The 18,537-nt window shown below is 34.6% G+C and carries 18 protein-coding genes, 25 tRNA genes and 1 rRNA gene; 40 read left to right on the top strand and 4 right to left on the bottom strand.

Annotated elements, in window-relative coordinates:
• Positions 1-49: 49 nt before the first annotated feature.
• From rrf to JMUB898_RS05280, 26 genes are all read left to right on the top strand, one after another.
• Positions 50-164, top strand: a 5S ribosomal RNA gene (rrf, locus tag JMUB898_RS05155).
• Positions 165-175: 11 nt separating this feature from the next.
• Positions 176-251, top strand: a tRNA-Val gene (locus JMUB898_RS05160).
• A gap of 13 nt (positions 252-264) precedes the next feature.
• Positions 265-340: transfer RNA gene (locus JMUB898_RS05165), tRNA-Thr, on the top strand.
• A gap of 6 nt (positions 341-346) precedes the next feature.
• Positions 347-422, top strand: a tRNA-Lys gene (locus tag JMUB898_RS05170).
• A gap of 8 nt (positions 423-430) precedes the next feature.
• Positions 431-513: transfer RNA gene (locus tag JMUB898_RS05175), tRNA-Leu, on the top strand.
• Positions 514-516: 3 nt separating this feature from the next.
• Positions 517-591: transfer RNA gene (locus JMUB898_RS05180), tRNA-Gly, on the top strand.
• 7 nt (positions 592-598) lie between these two features.
• Positions 599-687, top strand: a tRNA-Leu gene (locus JMUB898_RS05185).
• A 15-nt stretch (positions 688-702) separates the two neighbouring features.
• Positions 703-776 (top strand) — tRNA-Arg (locus tag JMUB898_RS05190).
• A gap of 9 nt (positions 777-785) precedes the next feature.
• Positions 786-859 (top strand) — tRNA-Pro (locus JMUB898_RS05195).
• 16 nt (positions 860-875) lie between these two features.
• Positions 876-951, top strand: a tRNA-Ala gene (locus tag JMUB898_RS05200).
• Between the two features lie 24 nt (positions 952-975).
• Positions 976-1,049: transfer RNA gene (locus JMUB898_RS05205), tRNA-Met, on the top strand.
• 28 nt (positions 1,050-1,077) lie between these two features.
• Positions 1,078-1,151 (top strand) — tRNA-Ile (locus tag JMUB898_RS05210).
• Between the two features lie 9 nt (positions 1,152-1,160).
• Positions 1,161-1,250: transfer RNA gene (locus JMUB898_RS05215), tRNA-Ser, on the top strand.
• A 9-nt stretch (positions 1,251-1,259) separates the two neighbouring features.
• Positions 1,260-1,335 (top strand) — tRNA-Asp (locus tag JMUB898_RS05220).
• Positions 1,336-1,474: 139 nt separating this feature from the next.
• Positions 1,475-1,548, top strand: a tRNA-Met gene (locus JMUB898_RS05230).
• Positions 1,549-1,561: 13 nt separating this feature from the next.
• Positions 1,562-1,637: transfer RNA gene (locus JMUB898_RS05235), tRNA-Asp, on the top strand.
• Between the two features lie 18 nt (positions 1,638-1,655).
• Positions 1,656-1,728, top strand: a tRNA-Phe gene (locus tag JMUB898_RS05240).
• A 9-nt stretch (positions 1,729-1,737) separates the two neighbouring features.
• A tRNA-Thr gene (locus JMUB898_RS05245) sits at positions 1,738-1,813 on the top strand.
• A gap of 6 nt (positions 1,814-1,819) precedes the next feature.
• Positions 1,820-1,903 (top strand) — tRNA-Tyr (locus JMUB898_RS05250).
• A 7-nt stretch (positions 1,904-1,910) separates the two neighbouring features.
• Positions 1,911-1,984 (top strand) — tRNA-Trp (locus tag JMUB898_RS05255).
• A 2-nt stretch (positions 1,985-1,986) separates the two neighbouring features.
• A tRNA-His gene (locus JMUB898_RS05260) sits at positions 1,987-2,059 on the top strand.
• An 11-nt stretch (positions 2,060-2,070) separates the two neighbouring features.
• Positions 2,071-2,142 (top strand) — tRNA-Gln (locus JMUB898_RS05265).
• Between the two features lie 5 nt (positions 2,143-2,147).
• A tRNA-Cys gene (locus tag JMUB898_RS05270) sits at positions 2,148-2,221 on the top strand.
• A 10-nt stretch (positions 2,222-2,231) separates the two neighbouring features.
• Positions 2,232-2,306 (top strand) — tRNA-Gly (locus JMUB898_RS05275).
• A 16-nt stretch (positions 2,307-2,322) separates the two neighbouring features.
• A tRNA-Gly gene (locus tag JMUB898_RS12640) sits at positions 2,323-2,397 on the top strand.
• Positions 2,398-2,437: 40 nt separating this feature from the next.
• Positions 2,438-2,521 (top strand) — tRNA-Leu (locus JMUB898_RS05280).
• 235 nt (positions 2,522-2,756) lie between these two features.
• Here JMUB898_RS05280 and JMUB898_RS12770 read toward each other — a convergent pair.
• The 3 genes from JMUB898_RS12770 to JMUB898_RS05295 form a co-directional block, all read right to left on the bottom strand.
• Positions 2,757-3,062 (bottom strand): tyrosine-type recombinase/integrase, encoded by a 306-nt coding sequence (locus JMUB898_RS12770; RefSeq protein WP_306460900.1) that lies wholly within the window; start codon positions 3,060-3,062, stop codon positions 2,757-2,759.
• A 122-nt stretch (positions 3,063-3,184) separates the two neighbouring features.
• On the bottom strand, positions 3,185-3,922 hold the full coding sequence (locus JMUB898_RS05290) for a hypothetical protein (protein WP_002443584.1): 738 nt from the start codon (positions 3,920-3,922) through the stop codon (positions 3,185-3,187).
• A 211-nt stretch (positions 3,923-4,133) separates the two neighbouring features.
• Positions 4,134-4,454, bottom strand: a complete 321-nt coding sequence (locus tag JMUB898_RS05295; RefSeq protein ID WP_002443581.1) for a helix-turn-helix domain-containing protein — start codon at positions 4,452-4,454, stop codon at positions 4,134-4,136.
• Positions 4,455-4,799: 345 nt separating this feature from the next.
• Here JMUB898_RS05295 and JMUB898_RS05300 point away from each other — a divergent pair, with 345 nt between their 5' ends.
• From JMUB898_RS05300 to fumC, 9 genes are all read left to right on the top strand, one after another.
• Positions 4,800-5,858: a PTS sugar transporter subunit IIC gene (locus JMUB898_RS05300; RefSeq protein ID WP_002443579.1), complete on the top strand. Its 1,059-nt coding sequence runs from the start codon at positions 4,800-4,802 to the stop codon at positions 5,856-5,858.
• Positions 5,859-6,000: 142 nt separating this feature from the next.
• Positions 6,001-7,458, top strand: coding sequence for an ABC transporter substrate-binding protein/permease (locus JMUB898_RS05305; protein ID WP_044466434.1), 1,458 nt, complete (start codon positions 6,001-6,003; stop codon positions 7,456-7,458).
• The gene (locus tag JMUB898_RS05310; protein ID WP_002443573.1) at positions 7,451-8,173 is read left to right on the top strand and encodes an amino acid ABC transporter ATP-binding protein; all 723 of its coding nucleotides are present in this window, start codon (positions 7,451-7,453) and stop codon (positions 8,171-8,173) included. Before JMUB898_RS05305 ends, JMUB898_RS05310 begins: the two co-directional genes overlap by 8 nt.
• Positions 8,174-8,332: 159 nt before the next feature.
• On the top strand, positions 8,333-9,460 hold the full coding sequence (gene queG / locus JMUB898_RS05315) for a tRNA epoxyqueuosine(34) reductase QueG (protein WP_002443571.1): 1,128 nt from the start codon (positions 8,333-8,335) through the stop codon (positions 9,458-9,460).
• 2 nt (positions 9,461-9,462) lie between these two features.
• Complete coding sequence (trmL, locus tag JMUB898_RS05320) at positions 9,463-9,933, top strand: tRNA (uridine(34)/cytosine(34)/5-carboxymethylaminomethyluridine(34)-2'-O)-methyltransferase TrmL (protein ID WP_002443570.1); 471 nt, start codon at positions 9,463-9,465, stop codon at positions 9,931-9,933.
• A 179-nt stretch (positions 9,934-10,112) separates the two neighbouring features.
• Positions 10,113-10,712, top strand: coding sequence for a 6-phosphogluconolactonase (locus tag JMUB898_RS05325; protein ID WP_037541523.1), 600 nt, complete (start codon positions 10,113-10,115; stop codon positions 10,710-10,712).
• Between the two features lie 24 nt (positions 10,713-10,736).
• On the top strand, positions 10,737-10,916 hold the full coding sequence (locus tag JMUB898_RS05330) for an SAS053 family DNA gyrase inhibitor (RefSeq protein ID WP_002443566.1): 180 nt from the start codon (positions 10,737-10,739) through the stop codon (positions 10,914-10,916).
• 235 nt (positions 10,917-11,151) lie between these two features.
• Positions 11,152-11,550: a hypothetical protein gene (locus JMUB898_RS05335; RefSeq protein WP_002443564.1), complete on the top strand. Its 399-nt coding sequence runs from the start codon at positions 11,152-11,154 to the stop codon at positions 11,548-11,550.
• Between the two features lie 152 nt (positions 11,551-11,702).
• Positions 11,703-13,088 (top strand): class II fumarate hydratase, encoded by a 1,386-nt coding sequence (gene fumC / locus JMUB898_RS05340; protein ID WP_002443562.1) that lies wholly within the window; start codon positions 11,703-11,705, stop codon positions 13,086-13,088.
• 99 nt (positions 13,089-13,187) lie between these two features.
• Here fumC and JMUB898_RS05345 read toward each other — a convergent pair whose 3' ends face one another.
• Positions 13,188-14,015: an RluA family pseudouridine synthase gene (locus JMUB898_RS05345; RefSeq protein WP_002443561.1), complete on the bottom strand. Its 828-nt coding sequence runs from the start codon at positions 14,013-14,015 to the stop codon at positions 13,188-13,190.
• A gap of 178 nt (positions 14,016-14,193) precedes the next feature.
• Between JMUB898_RS05345 and JMUB898_RS05350 the strand changes: the two genes are divergently transcribed.
• From JMUB898_RS05350 to JMUB898_RS05370, 5 genes are all read left to right on the top strand, one after another.
• Positions 14,194-15,306, top strand: coding sequence for a GAF domain-containing sensor histidine kinase (locus tag JMUB898_RS05350; protein ID WP_002443558.1), 1,113 nt, complete (start codon positions 14,194-14,196; stop codon positions 15,304-15,306).
• Positions 15,307-15,324: 18 nt separating this feature from the next.
• Entirely contained in the window at positions 15,325-15,948 is a 624-nt protein-coding gene (locus tag JMUB898_RS05355; RefSeq protein WP_002443556.1) for a response regulator transcription factor, read from the top strand.
• Between the two features lie 252 nt (positions 15,949-16,200).
• Positions 16,201-16,665 (top strand): XRE family transcriptional regulator XdrA, encoded by a 465-nt coding sequence (gene xdrA, locus JMUB898_RS05360; RefSeq protein ID WP_002443555.1) that lies wholly within the window; start codon positions 16,201-16,203, stop codon positions 16,663-16,665.
• A 228-nt stretch (positions 16,666-16,893) separates the two neighbouring features.
• A complete protein-coding gene (locus JMUB898_RS05365) occupies positions 16,894-18,024 on the top strand; it encodes a DUF445 domain-containing protein (protein WP_126501941.1) in 1,131 nt (376 codons plus the stop codon).
• 71 nt (positions 18,025-18,095) lie between these two features.
• Complete coding sequence (locus JMUB898_RS05370; RefSeq protein WP_002443551.1) at positions 18,096-18,440, top strand: YlbF/YmcA family competence regulator; 345 nt, start codon at positions 18,096-18,098, stop codon at positions 18,438-18,440.
• Positions 18,441-18,537: the final 97 nt, after the last annotated feature.

An 18,537-nucleotide genomic window follows, 5' to 3' on the forward strand; every position in this document is an offset into this window, starting at 1 on the left:
CAAAATCATTACTTACTATCTAGTTTTGAATGTACAATTCATTCACTTGTCTGGTGACAATGGCAAGGAGGTCACACCTGTTCCCATGCCGAACACAGAAGTTAAGCTCCTTAGCGCCGATGGTAGTCGGGCTTACGTCCCGCTAGAGTAGGACGTTGCCAGGCAATATATAATTGGAGAATTAGCTCAGCTGGGAGAGCATCTGCCTTACAAGCAGAGGGTCGGCGGTTCGAACCCGTCATTCTCCACCATTTAATTAAATAAGCCGGCCTAGCTCAATTGGTAGAGCAACTGACTTGTAATCAGTAGGTTGGGGGTTCAAGTCCTCTGGCCGGCACCATCTATAGAGCCATTAGCTCAGTTGGTAGAGCATCTGACTTTTAATCAGAGGGTCAGAGGTTCGAATCCTCTATGGCTCACCATTAGATACGCGGGTGTGGCGGAATTGGCAGACGCACTAGACTTAGGATCTAGCGCCTTCACGGCGTGGGGGTTCGACTCCCTTCACCCGCATATGCGGAAGTAGTTCAGTGGTAGAACACCACCTTGCCAAGGTGGGGGTCGCGGGTTCGAATCCCGTCTTCCGCTCCATTATTTTGCCGGGGTGGCGGAACTGGCAGACGCACAGGACTTAAAATCCTGCGGTGAGAGATCACCGTACCGGTTCGATTCCGGTCCTCGGCACCATCTTTTAAATTATATGCGCCCGTAGCTCAACTGGATAGAGCGTTTGACTACGGATCAAGAGGTTATGGGTTCGACTCCTATCGGGCGCGCTTATTCTACGGGAAGTAGCTCAGCTTGGTAGAGCACTTGGTTTGGGACCAAGGGGTCGTAGGTTCGAATCCTGTCTTCCCGATAGTACATATTAATATGGGGGCTTAGCTCAGCTGGGAGAGCGCCTGCTTTGCACGCAGGAGGTCAGCGGTTCGATCCCGCTAGTCTCCACCATATTTAATTTATAAACTACATAACGGCGGTGTAGCTCAGCTGGCTAGAGCGTACGGTTCATACCCGTGAGGTCGGGGGTTCGATCCCCTCCACCGCCACTACTTATTAGTTGTAGGATTATATTTAGGACCTTTAGCTCAGTTGGTTAGAGCTAACGGCTCATAACCGTTCGGTCGCAGGTTCGAGTCCTGCAAGGTCCATATAATTTTGGAGGAATACCCAAGTCTGGCTGAAGGGATCGGTCTTGAAAACCGACAGGGGCTTAACGGCTCGCGGGGGTTCGAATCCCTCTTCCTCCGTTTATCAATGGTCCCGTAGTGTAGCGGTTAACACGCCTGCCTGTCACGCAGGAGATCGCGGGTTCGATTCCCGTCGGGACCGCCATTTTAATTAATTTAATAGCGATTTACCTATAAATAATGGGGAATACCCAAGTCCGGCTGAAGGGATCGGTCTTGAAAACCGACAGGGCCTTAACGGGCCGCGGGGGTTCGAATCCCTCTTCCTCCGCCATTATTATTATCGCGGGATGGAGCAGTTCGGTAGCTCGTCGGGCTCATAACCCGAAGGTCGGTGGTTCAAATCCGCCTCCCGCAATATTTTCTTTATAGGTCTCGTAGTGTAGCGGTTAACACGCCTGCCTGTCACGCAGGAGATCGCGGGTTCGATTCCCGTCGAGACCGCCATTACGATTTATTTATTACGGTTCAGTAGCTCAGTTGGTAGAGCAATGGATTGAAGCTCCATGTGTCGGCAGTTCGACTCTGTCCTGAACCATTTAAGCAAGCCGGCCTAGCTCAATTGGTAGAGCAACTGACTTGTAATCAGTAGGTTGGGGGTTCAAGTCCTCTGGCCGGCACCATCTCATGGAGGGGTAGCGAAGTGGCTAAACGCGGCGGACTGTAAATCCGCTCCTTCGGGTTCGGCAGTTCGAATCTGCCCCCCTCCACCATCTGAATAGGGGCATAGTTCAACGGTAGAATAGAGGTCTCCAAAACCTTTGATGTGGGTTCGATTCCTACTGCCCCTGCCATGGCGGTTGTGGCGAAGTGGTTAACGCATCGGATTGTGGTTCCGACACTCGAGGGTTCGATTCCCTTCAACCGCCCTTATTATTAATGGGCTATAGCCAAGCGGTAAGGCAACGGACTTTGACTCCGTCACGCGCTGGTTCGAATCCAGCTAGCCCAGTTATTGGCGGCATAGCCAAGTGGTAAGGCAGAGGTCTGCAAAACCTTTATCACCGGTTCAAATCCGGTTGCCGCCTCCATGTTAATTAAGCGGGAGTAGTTCAACTCTTAGAACACATTCCTTCCCGGAATGAGATATAGGTGCAAGTCCTATCTTCCGCTCCATTAAATTTTATATTAAGCGGGAGTAGTTCAACTTTTAGAACACGTTCCTTCCCGGAACGAGGTATAGGTGTAAGTCCTATCTTCCGCTCCATAGTATACTTCCAGAGGGAAGTTTTTTATTTATCTATTGAGCCGGTGTGGCGGAATTGGCAGACGCGCGGGACTCAAAATCCCGTTCCTTTTTTGGAGTGTCGGTTCGATCCCGACCACCGGTATTATTTTATATACTTTTAGGAACTTTTAGAGTGAGAATGTTGTTAAATCAACGTTTTCACTCTTTTTTTATTCATTTAGACACATATAGGCATTATTTTTTGGTCACATCGTGGTCACAAAACTATTAATTTAAGATTAATTTTGGTCACAAATTTTCAATCAATTTTAGTGCTTTTTTATTGTCTTGTTCGTATGTTTCTTTTAATAAATGTCCGTAATCTTTTAATGTTACGTTTATAGATGAGTGGCTAATCTTTTAGAGATATGATATATATTTAATCCCTCATGTATGAGCATAGAAGCGTGTGTATGTCTAAATGCATGACTAGTTAAATTTCTATGTATATTTAATTTGGAACATGCTTCTCTAATAGATTTATTAACAGAAGAGTTAGTTATTTGTTTATCATTGTTTATAAAAACATATCCCTCAATAGATGAAGTGTGATGATCAATGTAATTAAGTAATAACTTTATTAAAGATTTAGAAACTGAAACATATCTAGGTGCAGATTTATTTTTGGTACTGTTTAAAAATATTTCTAACTTTAATTCTGTAAATCATTTAATTGCTTATTACATGATATTACTTAGTTTTGTTAATTTCATGTTGTAACTTTCTTCAAAAAAATAAGGTAGACTAAGCTACCTTATTACTTTGTTTATTTTTTTTCTAAACTTACTGAATACATGTGATTAAGAATTAAAATTTGTCCACTTTTCAATGTAACAGCGCCTTCTGTATCATATGGTCGGTCTGAATCTTTGCCTACAAGAATGTATTCTTTGTCTAGACTACCGTCTCTATTAAATATTTTGAAATTTCCTCCTATATCATGGCTAAATGTAGTGTAAATTTTATACTTACCAGGTTTAACATCTTTACCAACAATCCATACGCCTGTGGAAATTGGATTTGTAAATGTTTGATGTTTTGGTTTAAAAGTAGTTAGTTCAGCTTTATCAAGATTAATTTTGTCTCCTTCCATTAAATAAGTTGTAATAGTTGGAGTTGTTGCATTATCTAATGTACCGTAATCTTTTCCGAATTTTTCTTCAAATGACCAGTCTTCTACAGTTTTAATTTCAATATAACCTTTATTATTTTTTGATGAAATCGTATAGTGACCTGGTTCGAGATCTTTACCTACTTCATATGAACCATCTTTTAATTCCACAGTTTTTGGCGGATACATTTCTTTTTTATTTCTTTCGTTAATATGATGGAAAAAGATAGTTAAAACTAAAAATATTATTGTTAATACTAAAGTTATACTAGTGCTTATCACATAAGGTTTAATACTTTTCTTATTAACCTTGCTAATGATAAGTAGAATGATTAATACTACAGTAGATACTGCAAAAATGATTAATAGTGTAAAGAATAAATATAATAACATTGATGTCACTTCCTAGATGTTGAAATTTAAAAAAATTATTACTTAAGATAAGACTTTCTATTTTATAAGTGTTCTTCTTGTATTTAATATTAATATCATCGACCAACTCCTATTAGAGGTTAAATAGTGCATGTTTTTTATAAAAAAGAGAACACACCTATACTAATAGTTATTTATTAGTAAATGAGCGTTCTCTTTATTTATCGCTATTTCATTTGCTTTTTATGTATTCTATGAAATTTATAATTTCTTTCATTTCTTCTTCAGTAACATCGGGAGTTATATAAGCTGCTATTGCATTTTTGGTTACAATACTATGTTCTTCAGTCAATTCCGATTTAGGAACGTTAAAATAATCAGCCAATAATTGTATTCTCTTAATTCTAGGATATTTGATTTCTTTTATCCAATTAGAGATTGTAGGTTGTGTTACTCCTATTGTTTCAGCTAATTCTTTTTGGTCTACGTTTTTATTTCTCATTAATCTTTGAAGATTTTCAGAAAAAATTGTTCTAGCACTTTTAGCACTCATATTAAAACTCCTTATTAGCATAAGAATTTAATTTCAAATTAGCACGTCCAAGAAATAATTACAACAACTTAATTAAAATTATATAAAATAAGTTGTTTAAATTTATCGAAACTTTAAAAGATAGCTATTATTTTAATTTTTTCTTCACAGGAATAAATAATTCCAAAGTTTCTTTAACTCATTGGTCTTGCTTGAATAAATTCTATAATACTGCCTTTCAGAAGTAAAAGGGCTTACTATCTAATCATTTTTATAATTCTCAATATACAGTTTCAATAATTAGTTATTGTTTATCTGGTTTATCTATAATACTATTAATCTAATGTGATATTTGGAGGATTCAGAATGAGTAATTCGCATGTTAATGGAAAGTCTTTTTTTAATAATATATTAAATGCTGTAGGTGCTGGAGTTGTCATTGCACTTTTGCCTAATGCTTTGTTAGGAGAATTATTAAAGTTCTTTAAGGAAGGGAACCATTTATTAGAAACTGTATATCAGCTTGTCATTGTTATTCAGTCATTTATGGCATTTATTATTGGTGTATTAGCTGCACATCAATTTAAATTTAAAGGTGCTGGTGCAGCAATCATTGGTACGTCAGCAATGCTTGGTTCCGGTGTTGTTCATTTTAGTAACAAAGGAATTGAATTAAAAGGTATTGGAGATATCATCAATGTTATTGTTGTAGTTGCATTAGCTTGTTTTATTTACATGTTCTTAGAAGGAAAGCTCGGTTCATTTGAAATGATTATTCTTCCAGTTTTAGTCCCAGTCATAAGTGGAGTCATTGGGTTACTTACTTTGCCGTATGTACAAGTGATTACTCAATCAATTGGAAGAGTTGTGAATGGATTTACCGAGTTAAATCCTTTGTTAATGTCTATACTAATATGTGTAACTTTTTCTTTATTAATGGTTACACCAATTTCACTAGTGGCTATCGCTACAGCAATTAGTTTGACTGGTTTAGGTAGTGGGGCAGCGAATATGGGAATTGTTGCCGCATGTGTCACATTCTTATTCGGATCTTTGAGAGTGAATTCAATTGGAGTGAACTTAGTGTTATTAATTGGTGCTGCGAAGATGATGATACCTGTTTATTTAAAGCATCTCATTATCGCTATTCCTCTAACTGTGAATGGCATTATTTGCGGAATTGTGGCATACGTATTAAATATTAAAGGAACGCCTTTATCAGCAGGGTTTGGATATACTGGTTTAGTCGGACCAATTAATGCACTTAATCGTATGTCAGGAGACACGTCTTTTAATATCATCATGCTCATCATTGGTTATTTTGTCGTGCCTTTTACTGGAGCATTTATTGTTCATCATTTATGTAAGAAATTTATTCATTCTTATAGTGATGAAATTTACCAATTTGAAATACCTAAAGAATAATAAGATGAGCTGGAAAGCAATGTGTTCAACATAAACGTTGAGACATTGCTTATTTTTTTGCCTTAATTTTCAGAAAAAGAATTGCATAAAAATAAATAAAAATGTATAATAATGTATATTTATTAAGGAGGGCTCATTAAGTATGAACAAAACTTTCAAGATAATTATAGTCATCGCTATACTTATAAGCTCTGCAATGATATACATAAATCCTATTGCTAGTGCTAAAGAAGATTCAAATTGGAACAAAATTAAACAGCGTGGAGAAATAAGAGTGGGGTTATCAGCAGATTACGCACCTTTAGAATTTGAGAAGACAGTCCACGGGAAAACTGAATATGCGGGTGTAGATATTGAGTTAGCTAAGAAAATAGCAAAAGATAATCACTTAAAATTAAAAATTGTGAATATGCAATTTGATAGCCTCTTAGGTGCTTTGAAAACTGGGAAAATAGACATCATCATTTCTGGTATGACAACAACGCCTGAAAGAAAAAAGGAAGTTGATTTTACAGAACCATATATGATGACAAATAATACTATGTTAGTTAAAAAATCAGAAAAAAATCAATACAAAAGTTTAAAAGACTTTGACGGCAAAAAGATAGCAGCTCAAAAAGGGACAGAACAAGAGAAAATTGCTCAAAATGAAATCAATAATGGTCAAATCTCTTCTTTAAGTCGTTTACCTGATGCGATATTAGCATTGAAAAGTGGTAAGGTTGTCGGTACCGTTATTGAGAAACCAGTAGCCGAAGCTTATTTAAAACAAAATCCTGAGTTAGATTTTGCAGATGTTAAATTTAATGAAGAAAAGAAACCTACGTGTATTGCTTTACCAAAAGATTCACCAGAGTTACTTAAACATCTTAATCAAACGATTGATGAAGTTAAAAGTAAAAACCTAATCGATAGTTATATGAATAAAGCTGCTGAAGATATGCAAGATGATGGTAACTTCTTTACTAAATATGGAAGTTTCTTTATTAAAGGTATTAAAGATACAATTCTCATTTCATCTATTGGGGTCATCTTAGGTTCAATCTTAGGTGCATTGATTGCTTTAATGAAATTAAGTAAATTTAAACCTTTATCTTGGTTAGCAAGTATATACATTGAATTCTTAAGAGGAACACCTATGCTAGTTCAAGTGTTTATCGTCTTCTTTGGAACAACTGCGGCGTTAGGACTAGATGTGTCAGCACTTATATGCGGAACCATTGCGCTTGTGATTAACTCATCAGCATATATTGCTGAAATTATAAGAGCAGGAATTAATGCAGTTGATAAGGGACAAACAGAAGCAGCAAGAAGTTTAGGTTTAAATTATAGCCAAACAATGAAATTTGTGGTCATGCCACAAGCAATCAAAAATATATTGCCTGCTTTAGGAAACGAATTTGTGACCCTTATTAAAGAATCTTCAATTGTTTCAACGATTGGTGTTGGAGAGATTATGTTTAATGCACAAGTTGTGCAAGGTATTTCATTCGATCCGTTCACGCCATTACTCATTGCCGCAGTCCTTTACTTTATTTTAACGTTTGCACTTTCACGCATCATGAGTTTAGTTGAAGGGAGAATGAAGGCTAGTGATTAAAATTAAAAATTTAAACAAAACATTCGGACATAACGAAGTACTTAAAGATATTAATTTAGAAGTGAAACAAGGAGAAGTTGTAGCTATCATTGGGCCATCTGGTAGTGGTAAAAGTACGTTGCTACGTTGTATGAATTTACTCGAAACGCCAACAAAAGGGCAAGTCATTTTTGAAGGTAATGATTTAACTGAAAAGAACGTTCATTTGGACGAATTAAGACAGAAAATGGGAATGGTCTTCCAAAGCTTTAACTTATTTCCACATAAAAAAGTAATTGAAAATATCATGCTAGCTCCTAAGCTTTTACATAAAGATAATCAAGGCACAATTAAAGAAATAGCTTTAAATTTACTAGACAAAGTTGGATTAAAAGACAAAGCAGAGGCTTATCCTAATCAATTATCTGGAGGTCAAAAACAGAGAGTCGCGATTGCGAGAGCTTTAGCAATGAAACCAGATGTGCTTTTATTTGATGAGCCCACATCTGCTTTAGACCCTGAAGTTGTTGGTGATGTATTGAAAGTAATGAGAGATTTAGCCAAAGACGGTATGACGATGGTTATTGTCACGCATGAAATGAACTTTGCTAAAGAAGTCAGTAACAAAGTAGTATTTATGGCAGATGGGGTGGTTGTCGAATCAGGCTCGCCAGTAGATATATTTGAACACCCTCAACACGAAAGAACACAAAACTTCTTATCACGCGTATTATAATATATAAATACTTTTTAAGTAGGGCAGAATTTTGAAATCATTCTATGAGAATTTGATTTCGGTTCTGCTCTTTTTTGTAAAAAATAAAACCCTAAAACGCTATGAAAAGCGAACATGTGTTAAAATGGCATATGTAATTTTTTGTGAGGGGGCAAAGCTGTGGATTACAAGCAGTTAAAAAGAGAGATAATAGACTATGCTCATTCTATAGGTATTGATAGTATAGGTTTCACAACTGCAGATCCATTTGATGAGCTAAAACAGAAATTAGAAAGTTATCATTCCAGAGGGTACGCATCTGGATTTGAAGAGTCCGATATAGCTTTAAGAACTGAACCTAAATTAAGTTTACCAAGTGCGCGTTCTATTATTGCTATTGCGGTAGGTTATCCGAATAAATTGAAGGGTGCACCTAAAAGTGTAAGAGGAGACAGACGAGGTATGTTCGCAAGAGCTTCTTGGGGACAAGACTACCATACAATTATGCGGAAAAGACTTGATAAACTGAGTGAATTTCTTAGAGAACGAGTGCCAAATGTTGAAATACAATCTATGGTAGATACTGGTGTCTTATCTGATAGGGCAGTAGCTGAAAGAGCTGGATTAGGTTTTGTAGGCAGAAATGGTTTTGTTATCTCACCTGAATTAGGTACATGGACATATTTAGGAGAAATGTTAGTAAGCATACCATTTGAGCCTGATGACCCTATTTTAGATAGTTGTGGAGACTGTACGATATGTGTAGACCGTTGTCCTACCGGTGCTTTGGTGGGAAATGGCCAATTAAACAGTCAAAAATGTATTAGCTTTTTAACTCAAACGAAAGGCTATTTAGAGGATGAGTATCGTTATAAAATTGGCAATCGTTTATATGGATGTGATACTTGCCAACAAGTATGTCCTAAAAATAGAGGTATTAATACGCAACATGACGATATCGTTCTTGAACCAGAAATATTAAAGCCGCGATTAGTCCCATTACTTCAAATGAGTAACAAAGAATTTAAAAATACTTACGGGCATTTAGCTGGTGCTTGGAGAGGTAAAAAGCCAATTCAACGAAATGCGATTATCGCCTTAGCGCATTTTAAGGAAGAAAATGCGATTCCTGAACTTAAAGAAGTCGCCTTAAATGATCCTAGACCAATGATTAGAGGAACAGCTTATTGGGCTATAGGACAAATTCAAGGAGAAGACGCACGACATTTTATAAATGAAAATTTTGAAAAAGAAATAGAGGAAGTCCAAGTTGAAATGAAAAAAGGCTTGGAAATGAGGAGAGACTAACTATGACGAATCATATCGTTTTATTCCAACCAGAAATACCTGCAAATACAGGCAATATTGCTAGAACGTGTGCAGGAACACTTACACATTTACATCTTATTAAACCTTTAGGATTTAGTACAGACGATAAGATGTTAAAAAGGGCTGGTTTAGATTACTGGGAGCATGTAAATATTACTTATCACGAAAGTATTGAAGCGTTCTTTGAAAGTACTGAAGGAAATTATTACTTGTTAACTAAATTTGGAAAACAAACTTATAGTGATTTTAATTTTTCAAATACTGAAGAGGAACATTATTTTATTTTCGGTAGAGAAACAACTGGTCTTCCTAATTGGGTGAAAGAGAAATATGCAGATACAGCATTAAGAATACCTATGAGTGATAAAATTAGATCTTTGAACTTATCTAATACAGCCGCATTACTTATTTATGAGGCGTTGAGACAACAACAATTTCCAAATCTTTCATAAATTAATTTTCAGGAAAAATAAAAGTGAATGTAATAATGTAGATAGAAATGTTATATTTAAACATGAAGAATTGACATTAAAGCGTAATAGTTTGGTTTGACAAATAACTCAAAAGGGTATATTTGAAATTAATATCAATCATTCTATGTAAAGAGCAAACTTAGAGGAGTGTAATGAATATGGCAATGAACTTTAAAGTATTTGATAATAATGAAAGAGTAGCAGAATACGCTGCTGATATTATTCGTAAACAATTTAATAACAATCCTACAACAATTGCAGGATTTCATTTAGACAAGGACCAAGCGCCTGTTTTAGATGAACTTAAGAAAAACGTTGATACACACGCTGTAGACTTTAGTCAAATCAATATCTTAGATTATGACGACAATCGCTCTTATTATGAAGCTTTAGGAGTACCTGAAAGTCAAGTTTATTCAATCTCTTATGAAAAAGATGCAATTGAATTTATCTCAGATAAAATGAAAACGAAAGAAAATAAAGGAAAATTAATCCTTCAAGTTCTTTCTATAGATGAAAGTGGCAAATTAGATGTTAGCGTACGACAAGGTTTAATGGAAGCTAGAGAAATCTTCTTAGTAGTCACTGGTAGCAATAAACGTGATGTGATTGAGAAATTATATCGTGAAAATGGTAAATCTAGTTATGAACCAGCAGATTTAAAAGCACATCGTATGGTTAATGTTATCTTAGATAAAGAAGCGGCTGCAGGTTTACCTGAAGACGTTAAAGAGTACTTCACAGCACGTTTTGTCTAACCATAGAGATTGTGGGGGAAAACAATGGCTAAAGAACAAGAATCTAAATTGAATTATCATGAAGAAGAAAATGCAATGGTGACAGATTTAGATGATTTGAAAGAATTAGGTAAAGAAATGGAGCAAATTTCAGAAGAGAATGATGAAGACAAACTGAATCAATCTCATGACGAAGACGTACGTTCCGACCTACAAGATAAATAATTTAATAATGAGGCAAGAAGGATGGATAAAATTGTAAGAAGCTTGTTATAAGCACACTTTCAATTTCACCATCTACTGCCAAAATGTTTAAGGAAACTGAGATCATTAATACATCTCAGTTTTTTTATTTTTGAAAATTTATGTCACCAATCAACTTTGAACAATGCTTATCTCCCTCATCAATCACAATTGTGATATCATACTTAATAGTGATTAACACAAGGAGATTTAAAATATGCTAGGAAAATATTGGATACATTTAATGATAGCGACTGTGATTATAAGTTTAATCTCAGTCAAAGGCTTTCCTCTTGCTTTAGGAGCACTATACTTGCCCTTACTTTTTAAAATTGTGCAATTACAACTTAATCTCTCTAAAGGATTAGTAGATGACGTGAGTGCACAAACGTTTATTAAAAGTAATCAATCTGGTGTAATCATTAGCGTCATTTGTTGTTTAGCAATTACAGGTATACTGATTTATACCTTGAATGATTTTTATAGCCGGCTTACTGGCATTTTAGGATTTTTAGTCCAAATAAGTCCTATTACAATAGTAATAAGCGCCATATTATTCATATTATTAGCAATTGCGATTGTTCAAGCGACTAAAACTAAATATAAACATTCTTAAATTTCACATAGTTGAGACCTTAATTATTTTAGTAGATAAGCAAAGTAATTAGGGTCATTTTTATTATGTAAACGTTTCACCTCATCGTTGCCCATCTAAATTAAATAGTGCTATACTACAAATAAATAAAGACAATAAGGGGAGAGAAATGTATGTCAGTCAGAATTGAACATGATACTTTTGGAGAAATTGAAGTACCTGGAGATAAATATTGGGGTGCTCAAACTGAAAGAAGTAAACGTAACTTTCCAGTAGGTAAAGAACGTATGCCAATTGAAGTCGTTTATGGGTTTGCACAATTAAAAAGAGGTGCTGCGTTAGCCAATCATGAACTTGGTAAGTTAAGTGATGAAAAGAAAGACGCAATCGTATATGCTTGCGACCGTATTTTAAAGGGAGAGTTAGATGAACACTTCCCATTAGTCGTTTGGCAAACAGGTAGTGGTACACAAAGTAACATGAATGTGAATGAGGTTGTCAGCTACGTAGCAAATGAATACTTAAAAGAACATCATAGTGATGAATCAATTCACCCAAATGATGATGTTAATAAATCACAAAGTTCTAATGATACATTTCCTACAGCTATGCATGTCGCTTTATATCATGAAGTTGAAACAAAATTAGAACCAGCACTTAAAAACTTACGTAATACATTAAAAGAAAAAGAAGACCAATATCAATCAATTATTAAAATTGGACGTACACATTTACAAGATGCAACACCAATTAAATTAGGCCAAGAAATCAGTGGTTGGCGCTACATGTTAGACAAATGTGAAGAATTGCTAAGCGAATCTAAAAAACATATCCTTAGCTTAGCTATTGGTGGAACAGCTGTAGGTACAGGTATTAACGCGCATCCAGAATTTGGTGATAAAGTTGCAAAATTCATCTCAGATAATACAGGTTATCCATTTGTTTCATCTGAAAACAAATTCCATGCATTGACAGCCCATGATGAAGTTGTTCAATTACATGGCACACTTAAAGCTTTAGCTGGCGATTTAATGAAAATAGCTAATGATGTGAGATGGTTAGCTTCAGGTCCACGTGCTGGTTTAGCTGAAATTTCTATTCCTGAAAATGAACCAGGTTCATCTATCATGCCGGGTAAAGTTAATCCTACTCAATGTGAAATGTTAACGATGGTAGCAGTACAAGTGATGGGTAATGATACTGTTGTAGGTTTCGCAAGTTCACAAGGTAACTTTGAACTGAACGTGTTTAAACCAGTTATTCTTCATAATACGCTACAATCAATTTATTTATTAGCTGACGGTATGCAAACGTTTAATGATAATTGTGCTGTAGGTATTGAGCCAATCGAAGAGAACATTAATAATTACTTAAATCAATCATTAATGTTAGTTACTGCACTTAACCCTCATATTGGTTATGAAAAAGCAGCTCAAATTGCTAAAAAAGCTCACAAAGAAGGTTTAACTTTAAAAGAATCAGCTATTAATAGTGGCTATGTGACAGAAGAACAATTTGAAGAATGGATTAAACCAGAAGATATGGTTGATCCTCACTAAAATTCATTTAAATAACTAAAGTAAAGGAACATTAGACATTTATAATTTGTCTAATGTTCCTTCTTTGCTTTTATTTTGGTATCGAGCTTCAATCCTCAACTATTTCTTATCATCTAAACTTACTGAAATCAGTTCGTGTGTAAGTGGATGAATGAATTCGATTTGATGACTGTTTAATTCTAATTGACGTAATGTAGAATCGCCATACAGAGGGTCACCAATGACAGGATGACCTATTTCAGCCAAGTGTACACGTATCTGGTGTGTACGCCCCGTGTCTAATTTAATATCAAGTTGACAGACGCCTTCTTTAATCATTTGAGAACTTAAGATATGTGTAATCGCACGTTGGCCAGTATTTGAAATTCTGCGTTTATTAGGATGAAATTTATCCTTACCAATAGGCATATCTATCGTTTGTGGTTTAATAGGCAACAATGCTTTTACATTTGCTTTATAGACACGCGTAATTTGATTATCTTCTAACATTCTATCCAATATTTTCTTCATGATAGGATTCTTTGCTACGATCAGTAAGCCCACTGTTTCTTGGTCAAGACGATGGATTGGCTCAACATAGTCACTATCTATCGTATAAATAATGTGATTCATTAAAGTGTTACTTTCTTTTAAATCATTAGGATGCGTTTTAACACCTTTAGGTTTCATAACGATGGCTAAATCATTATCTTCATAATAGATTTGTGCGTAACGATAACTAGGTAAATAATTACTTTTTTCTTTTGGCGTAGGCACAATGACTTCGTCCCCAGTGACAACTTTGTCAGTTAATTTAGCTTGTTGCTCATTGATTTTTATCTCTTTTGACATATTCAGTTGATGTAAATCCTTCTTAGGAAGTTTCAATTGTTGAAATATCTCTCTTAACGTATATTCATTATATTGTTCAGGTATCGTAAATTTCATAATATCCTCCTATAGTTTCTATATCATCATATCACAAATTATTTATTCTCTATATCATGTTTATTTTTTGAAAAATGAATCCTCAAACACTTTTCAATGATGTATTTAACTCTATTTTTAAAATAAAGCGAACCCATGTATAATGTAAATAATATGGATAAAGTATTGGGGCGATAAAATGGAGAAGCCAACTAGACTCGCATTGCTAAAGGAAATAGCAGAGTTTCTTAATGAGGAAACTGAAATGTATAGCATGATGCATGGGGGTTTACGTTCACTGATAGATGGTAGTGACTTCACTACGGGATGGATATTCTTCATCAATCAGGAAGGTGAGCATGAACTTGTATCAGCAGTTGACCTCCCTGGTGCATTATCGAAAAAAGAGTGCCATTATATGACAGAAGGAAGCTGTTGGTGTGTACAGGCATATCATAATAGGAAGCTAACGAAGGCTTCTAATATCATCAATTGTTCGAGAATTAATTTAGCAAATCGTGCATATCATGAAGAAACGGAAGGTATTACGCATCATGCAACTGTGCCTCTTCGTTCCGGTGAAGAACAATTTGGACTACTTAATGTCGCTTCTTCGAACAAACAACATTATAGTGAAGAAGATTTAGAATTACTGGAGTCCGTAGCATTTCAAATCGGTTCTGCAATTAAACGTATTTTACTTACGGATAGAGAGAAAGAGGCAGCTAAAATTAATGAACGGAATAGGTTAGCACGTGATCTTCACGATTCGGTCAATCAGATGTTATTCTCATTAAAATTAACTGCCCATGCAGCTCAAGGTATGACTGAAGATGAATTCTCTAAAAAGGCCTTTAAAACAATTGAAGAAACAAGTCAAAATGCTGTGAATGAAATGAGAGCACTGATATGGCAGTTAAAACCTGTCGGGTTAGAACATGGGCTGGTGCATGCTTTAAATAACTATAGCCATGTCTTAAATCTTGATTTAGAAGTGCATGTTGATGGTCTGATTGATTTATCCAATTATATTGAAGAAAATGTCTATCGTATGATACAAGAAGCAATGAATAATGTTCGAAAGCATGCGGATACCAATGAAGTATTCTTGCATTTAACACAAGATAAAGCACATTTAATCATTCAAATTGTTGATTCAGGAAAGGGATTTGACCTTAACTCAATCAATGATAATACTTCTAATGGTTTGAAGAACCTTAAGCAACGTACACATGCGATGGATGGTAAAATAGACATCAATTCAACGCCTCAACAGGGTACGTCGATATCAATTAGGATACCTTTAAAGTAATTAAAAAGGAGAAACATTATGCATAAAGTAGTATTAGTAGATGATCATCATATCGTACGACAAGGATTAGAATTTTTACTTTCAACAGTTGAAGATTTAGAAGTAGTCAAAGGCTTTTCTGACGGGCAATCGTTCTTATCATTTTTAAAGGAAAATGAACAACCTGACATCGTATTGTTAGACTTAGTTATGCCGGAAATGAACGGGATAGAGATTACAGAAATACTAAAAAAACAATATCCACAAATTAAAGTATTAGTATTAACGAGTTACGTGGATGACGAACATGTGATTTCAGCCATCGATAAAGGCGCAGATGGTTATGAGATGAAAGATGTCGAACCTCAGAAACTTATTGAAACGATACATAAAGTTTTAAACGGTGAACGTATTATTCACCCAGAAGCTAAAAATGTAATTGAAGCTGTATCTAAGAAACCTCATTTTACAAATAAATTATCCAAGCGCGAAGTAGAGGTCTTGAGAGAAATGGTGAAAGGGAAGACGAATAAAGAAATTGCTCAAACCCTGTTTGTCTCGGAAAAGACTATCAAAACACACGTCAGTCATATCTTTAATAAGTTGCAAGTCACGGATAGAACACAAGCAGCAATTTATGCGATGGAAAATAAATTAATTTAATTGTCATAAAAAGTTCAATTTATTAGTACTCAATTTAAAATTCAAATTAAAGTTGAGCGGATACCGTTAAATGTAAATATTTAATTATTTTGATAATTTTGCCTTTAATAAAAATAGGTAGAAAAACACGATTCACTCTTTTATTTTTATTAAAAATATATTAAGATGTAATTTGTGTTTCAAGAAATGTGTATAATTGCAATTTCTTGTGTCCGGATAAAATATTTCCAATTAGAAAGGTAGATAAATAGAATGGATAGACAGAGTTTCACAGATTTAATTCAGACAAAATTTAAAATGGTTCGTATTGAAGCGGGTTATACGCAAGATACAATGGCCCAAACAATTGGCCTTTCAAAGAAAACATTAGTACAAATTGAAAAAGAAAGAGTTTTACCTAACTGGACGACATGTGTATCAATTTGTGCATTATTTAGAGATTCAGATGTATTAAATAGCACATTTGGATGTGATCCTTTAGAAATCGTACAAACGATTTCAAGAAATCATTGTGCGTATCCAAATCACGCAACAACAAGCGATATTTATTGGAATACAATCGAAACACGTAATGGCTTTATTTTACAAAGCAATAAAGTGAGCAATATTTACCGTGTGTTAAACGCTGATAAACAACCTATCTTCGGTACTTCTAAAATGAGAGAAGCAGAAACATATTTCAACAGAAATGCTAAAGAAGAATTAGTACACATCTAATTCTCTTTGAAAAGTGATAGTAGAATCTAGAAACGATTTAGTCACTTTATTAAAATGATAGATTAACGCTATGATAATAATATTTACACGTAACGATGAACTCAATCTTTTGATTTCATCGTTTTATTTTTATTATTTTAGTTTAAGTCAAAGTTTAATAGCACGAGTGAAAGGTTAAATGGTGTTATAATCGAAACACATTTAAAATGATACAAGGGAGTCAAGGATATGCATGCCTTTTTAATTATTGTTTTTATGGCCATTATTGGCGCTTTAATCGGTGGTATTACAAATGTTATCGCAATACGAATGTTATTCCACCCATTTAAACCATATTATATTTTTAAAATGCGAATCCCATTCACACCTGGATTAATCCCCAAACGACGAGATGAGATTGCGAATAAAATAGGCCAAGTCATTGAAGACCATTTAATTACAGAGGAAATGATTCGCGAGAAACTCAACCAACCTCAATCAAGAGACGCGATTCATGATTTAGTTCTTACACAAATTCATAAACTCAAAGGTAAAGATGCAACAATTGAAAATTTTGCACAGTTCTTTGATATTAATATTCATGAAGTGATAGATGGAAAGGTTAGCCCCGCAATTGAAGGGCAATTGAACGCCTTCTATTATAATCATCAACACGAAACAATACACCATTTGCTTCCCAAAGAACTTATCGAATTAGCTGACCATAAAGTAGAAGATATAGCAGATTTATTATGTGAACGAGCAAAGGTTTATTTAAACTCAGATAAAGGTGCGCATGATATTTATGATATGCTGGATACCTTTTTCCAGGAAAAGGGAAAAATAGTAGGTCTTCTACAAATGTTTATGACAAAGGAAAGTATCGCGGAGCGTATACAGCATGAATTGATTCGTCTTACTCAACATCCGAAAGCACGTACGATTATTAATCAAGTGATTCGAAACGAATATGAGACGCTAAAGAATAAAACATTAATTGAATTAATTGATAAAGAACAATTTGAAAATATTTCCAAGTCAACAAGTGAACTTGTTTTATCGTATATGAATTTGAATGATAAAGCACGAATGCCTATAAGCGAATTAGCACCTCAATTGATTCATTATTTGGAAAATGAAGCAGCAACTAAAATAACATCTGTCATTGTGCATAATATTTCTCAACATCTTACAAAAATTATGCAAAAGATTAATTTACGACAACTCATCGAAGATCAAATTAACACGTTCGAATTAGATTATATTGAAAATTTAATTATAGAAATTACCAATAAAGAATTAAAATTAATCATGTCATTAGGTTTTATTCTTGGAGGTATTATCGGTTTATTCCAAGGTGTGATTGCAATCTTTGTCTAACGGTGACATATATGTTAAAGTTATTTGTGAGTGGTTAAAACACAAATTAACTCAAAGGAGTGCAATGAACTATGGCAGTAAATTTATATGATTATGCAAATCAATTAGAACAAGCTTTAAGAGACAGTGACGAATATAAAGCGATTAAAGATGCATTTGCAAAAGTTAAAGAAAACGAAGAATCAAAAAAATTATTTGATGAATTCCGTGAAACTCAAATCAGTTTCCAACAAAAACAAATGCAAGGTGAAGAAATTCCTGAAGAAGACTTACAAAAAGCTCAAGAACAAGCTCAAGAAATCGAAAAAGATGAAAATATCTCTGAATTAATGAATGCTGAGCAAAAAATGAGCCAAGTATTCCAAGAAATCAACCAAATCATCGTAAAACCATTAGATGAAATTTACGCTGACTAATTGATAGGTCTTTAGATTTAGTTTGGAAGATACAACTTCTAGACTTAATATTTGCCTTAGAAAGGTTATGATTATAATCTTTCTAAGGCTTTTTTCA

The sequence above is a fragment of the Staphylococcus caprae genome, from assembly GCF_003966625.1.
Classification (GTDB): domain Bacteria; phylum Bacillota; class Bacilli; order Staphylococcales; family Staphylococcaceae; genus Staphylococcus; species Staphylococcus caprae.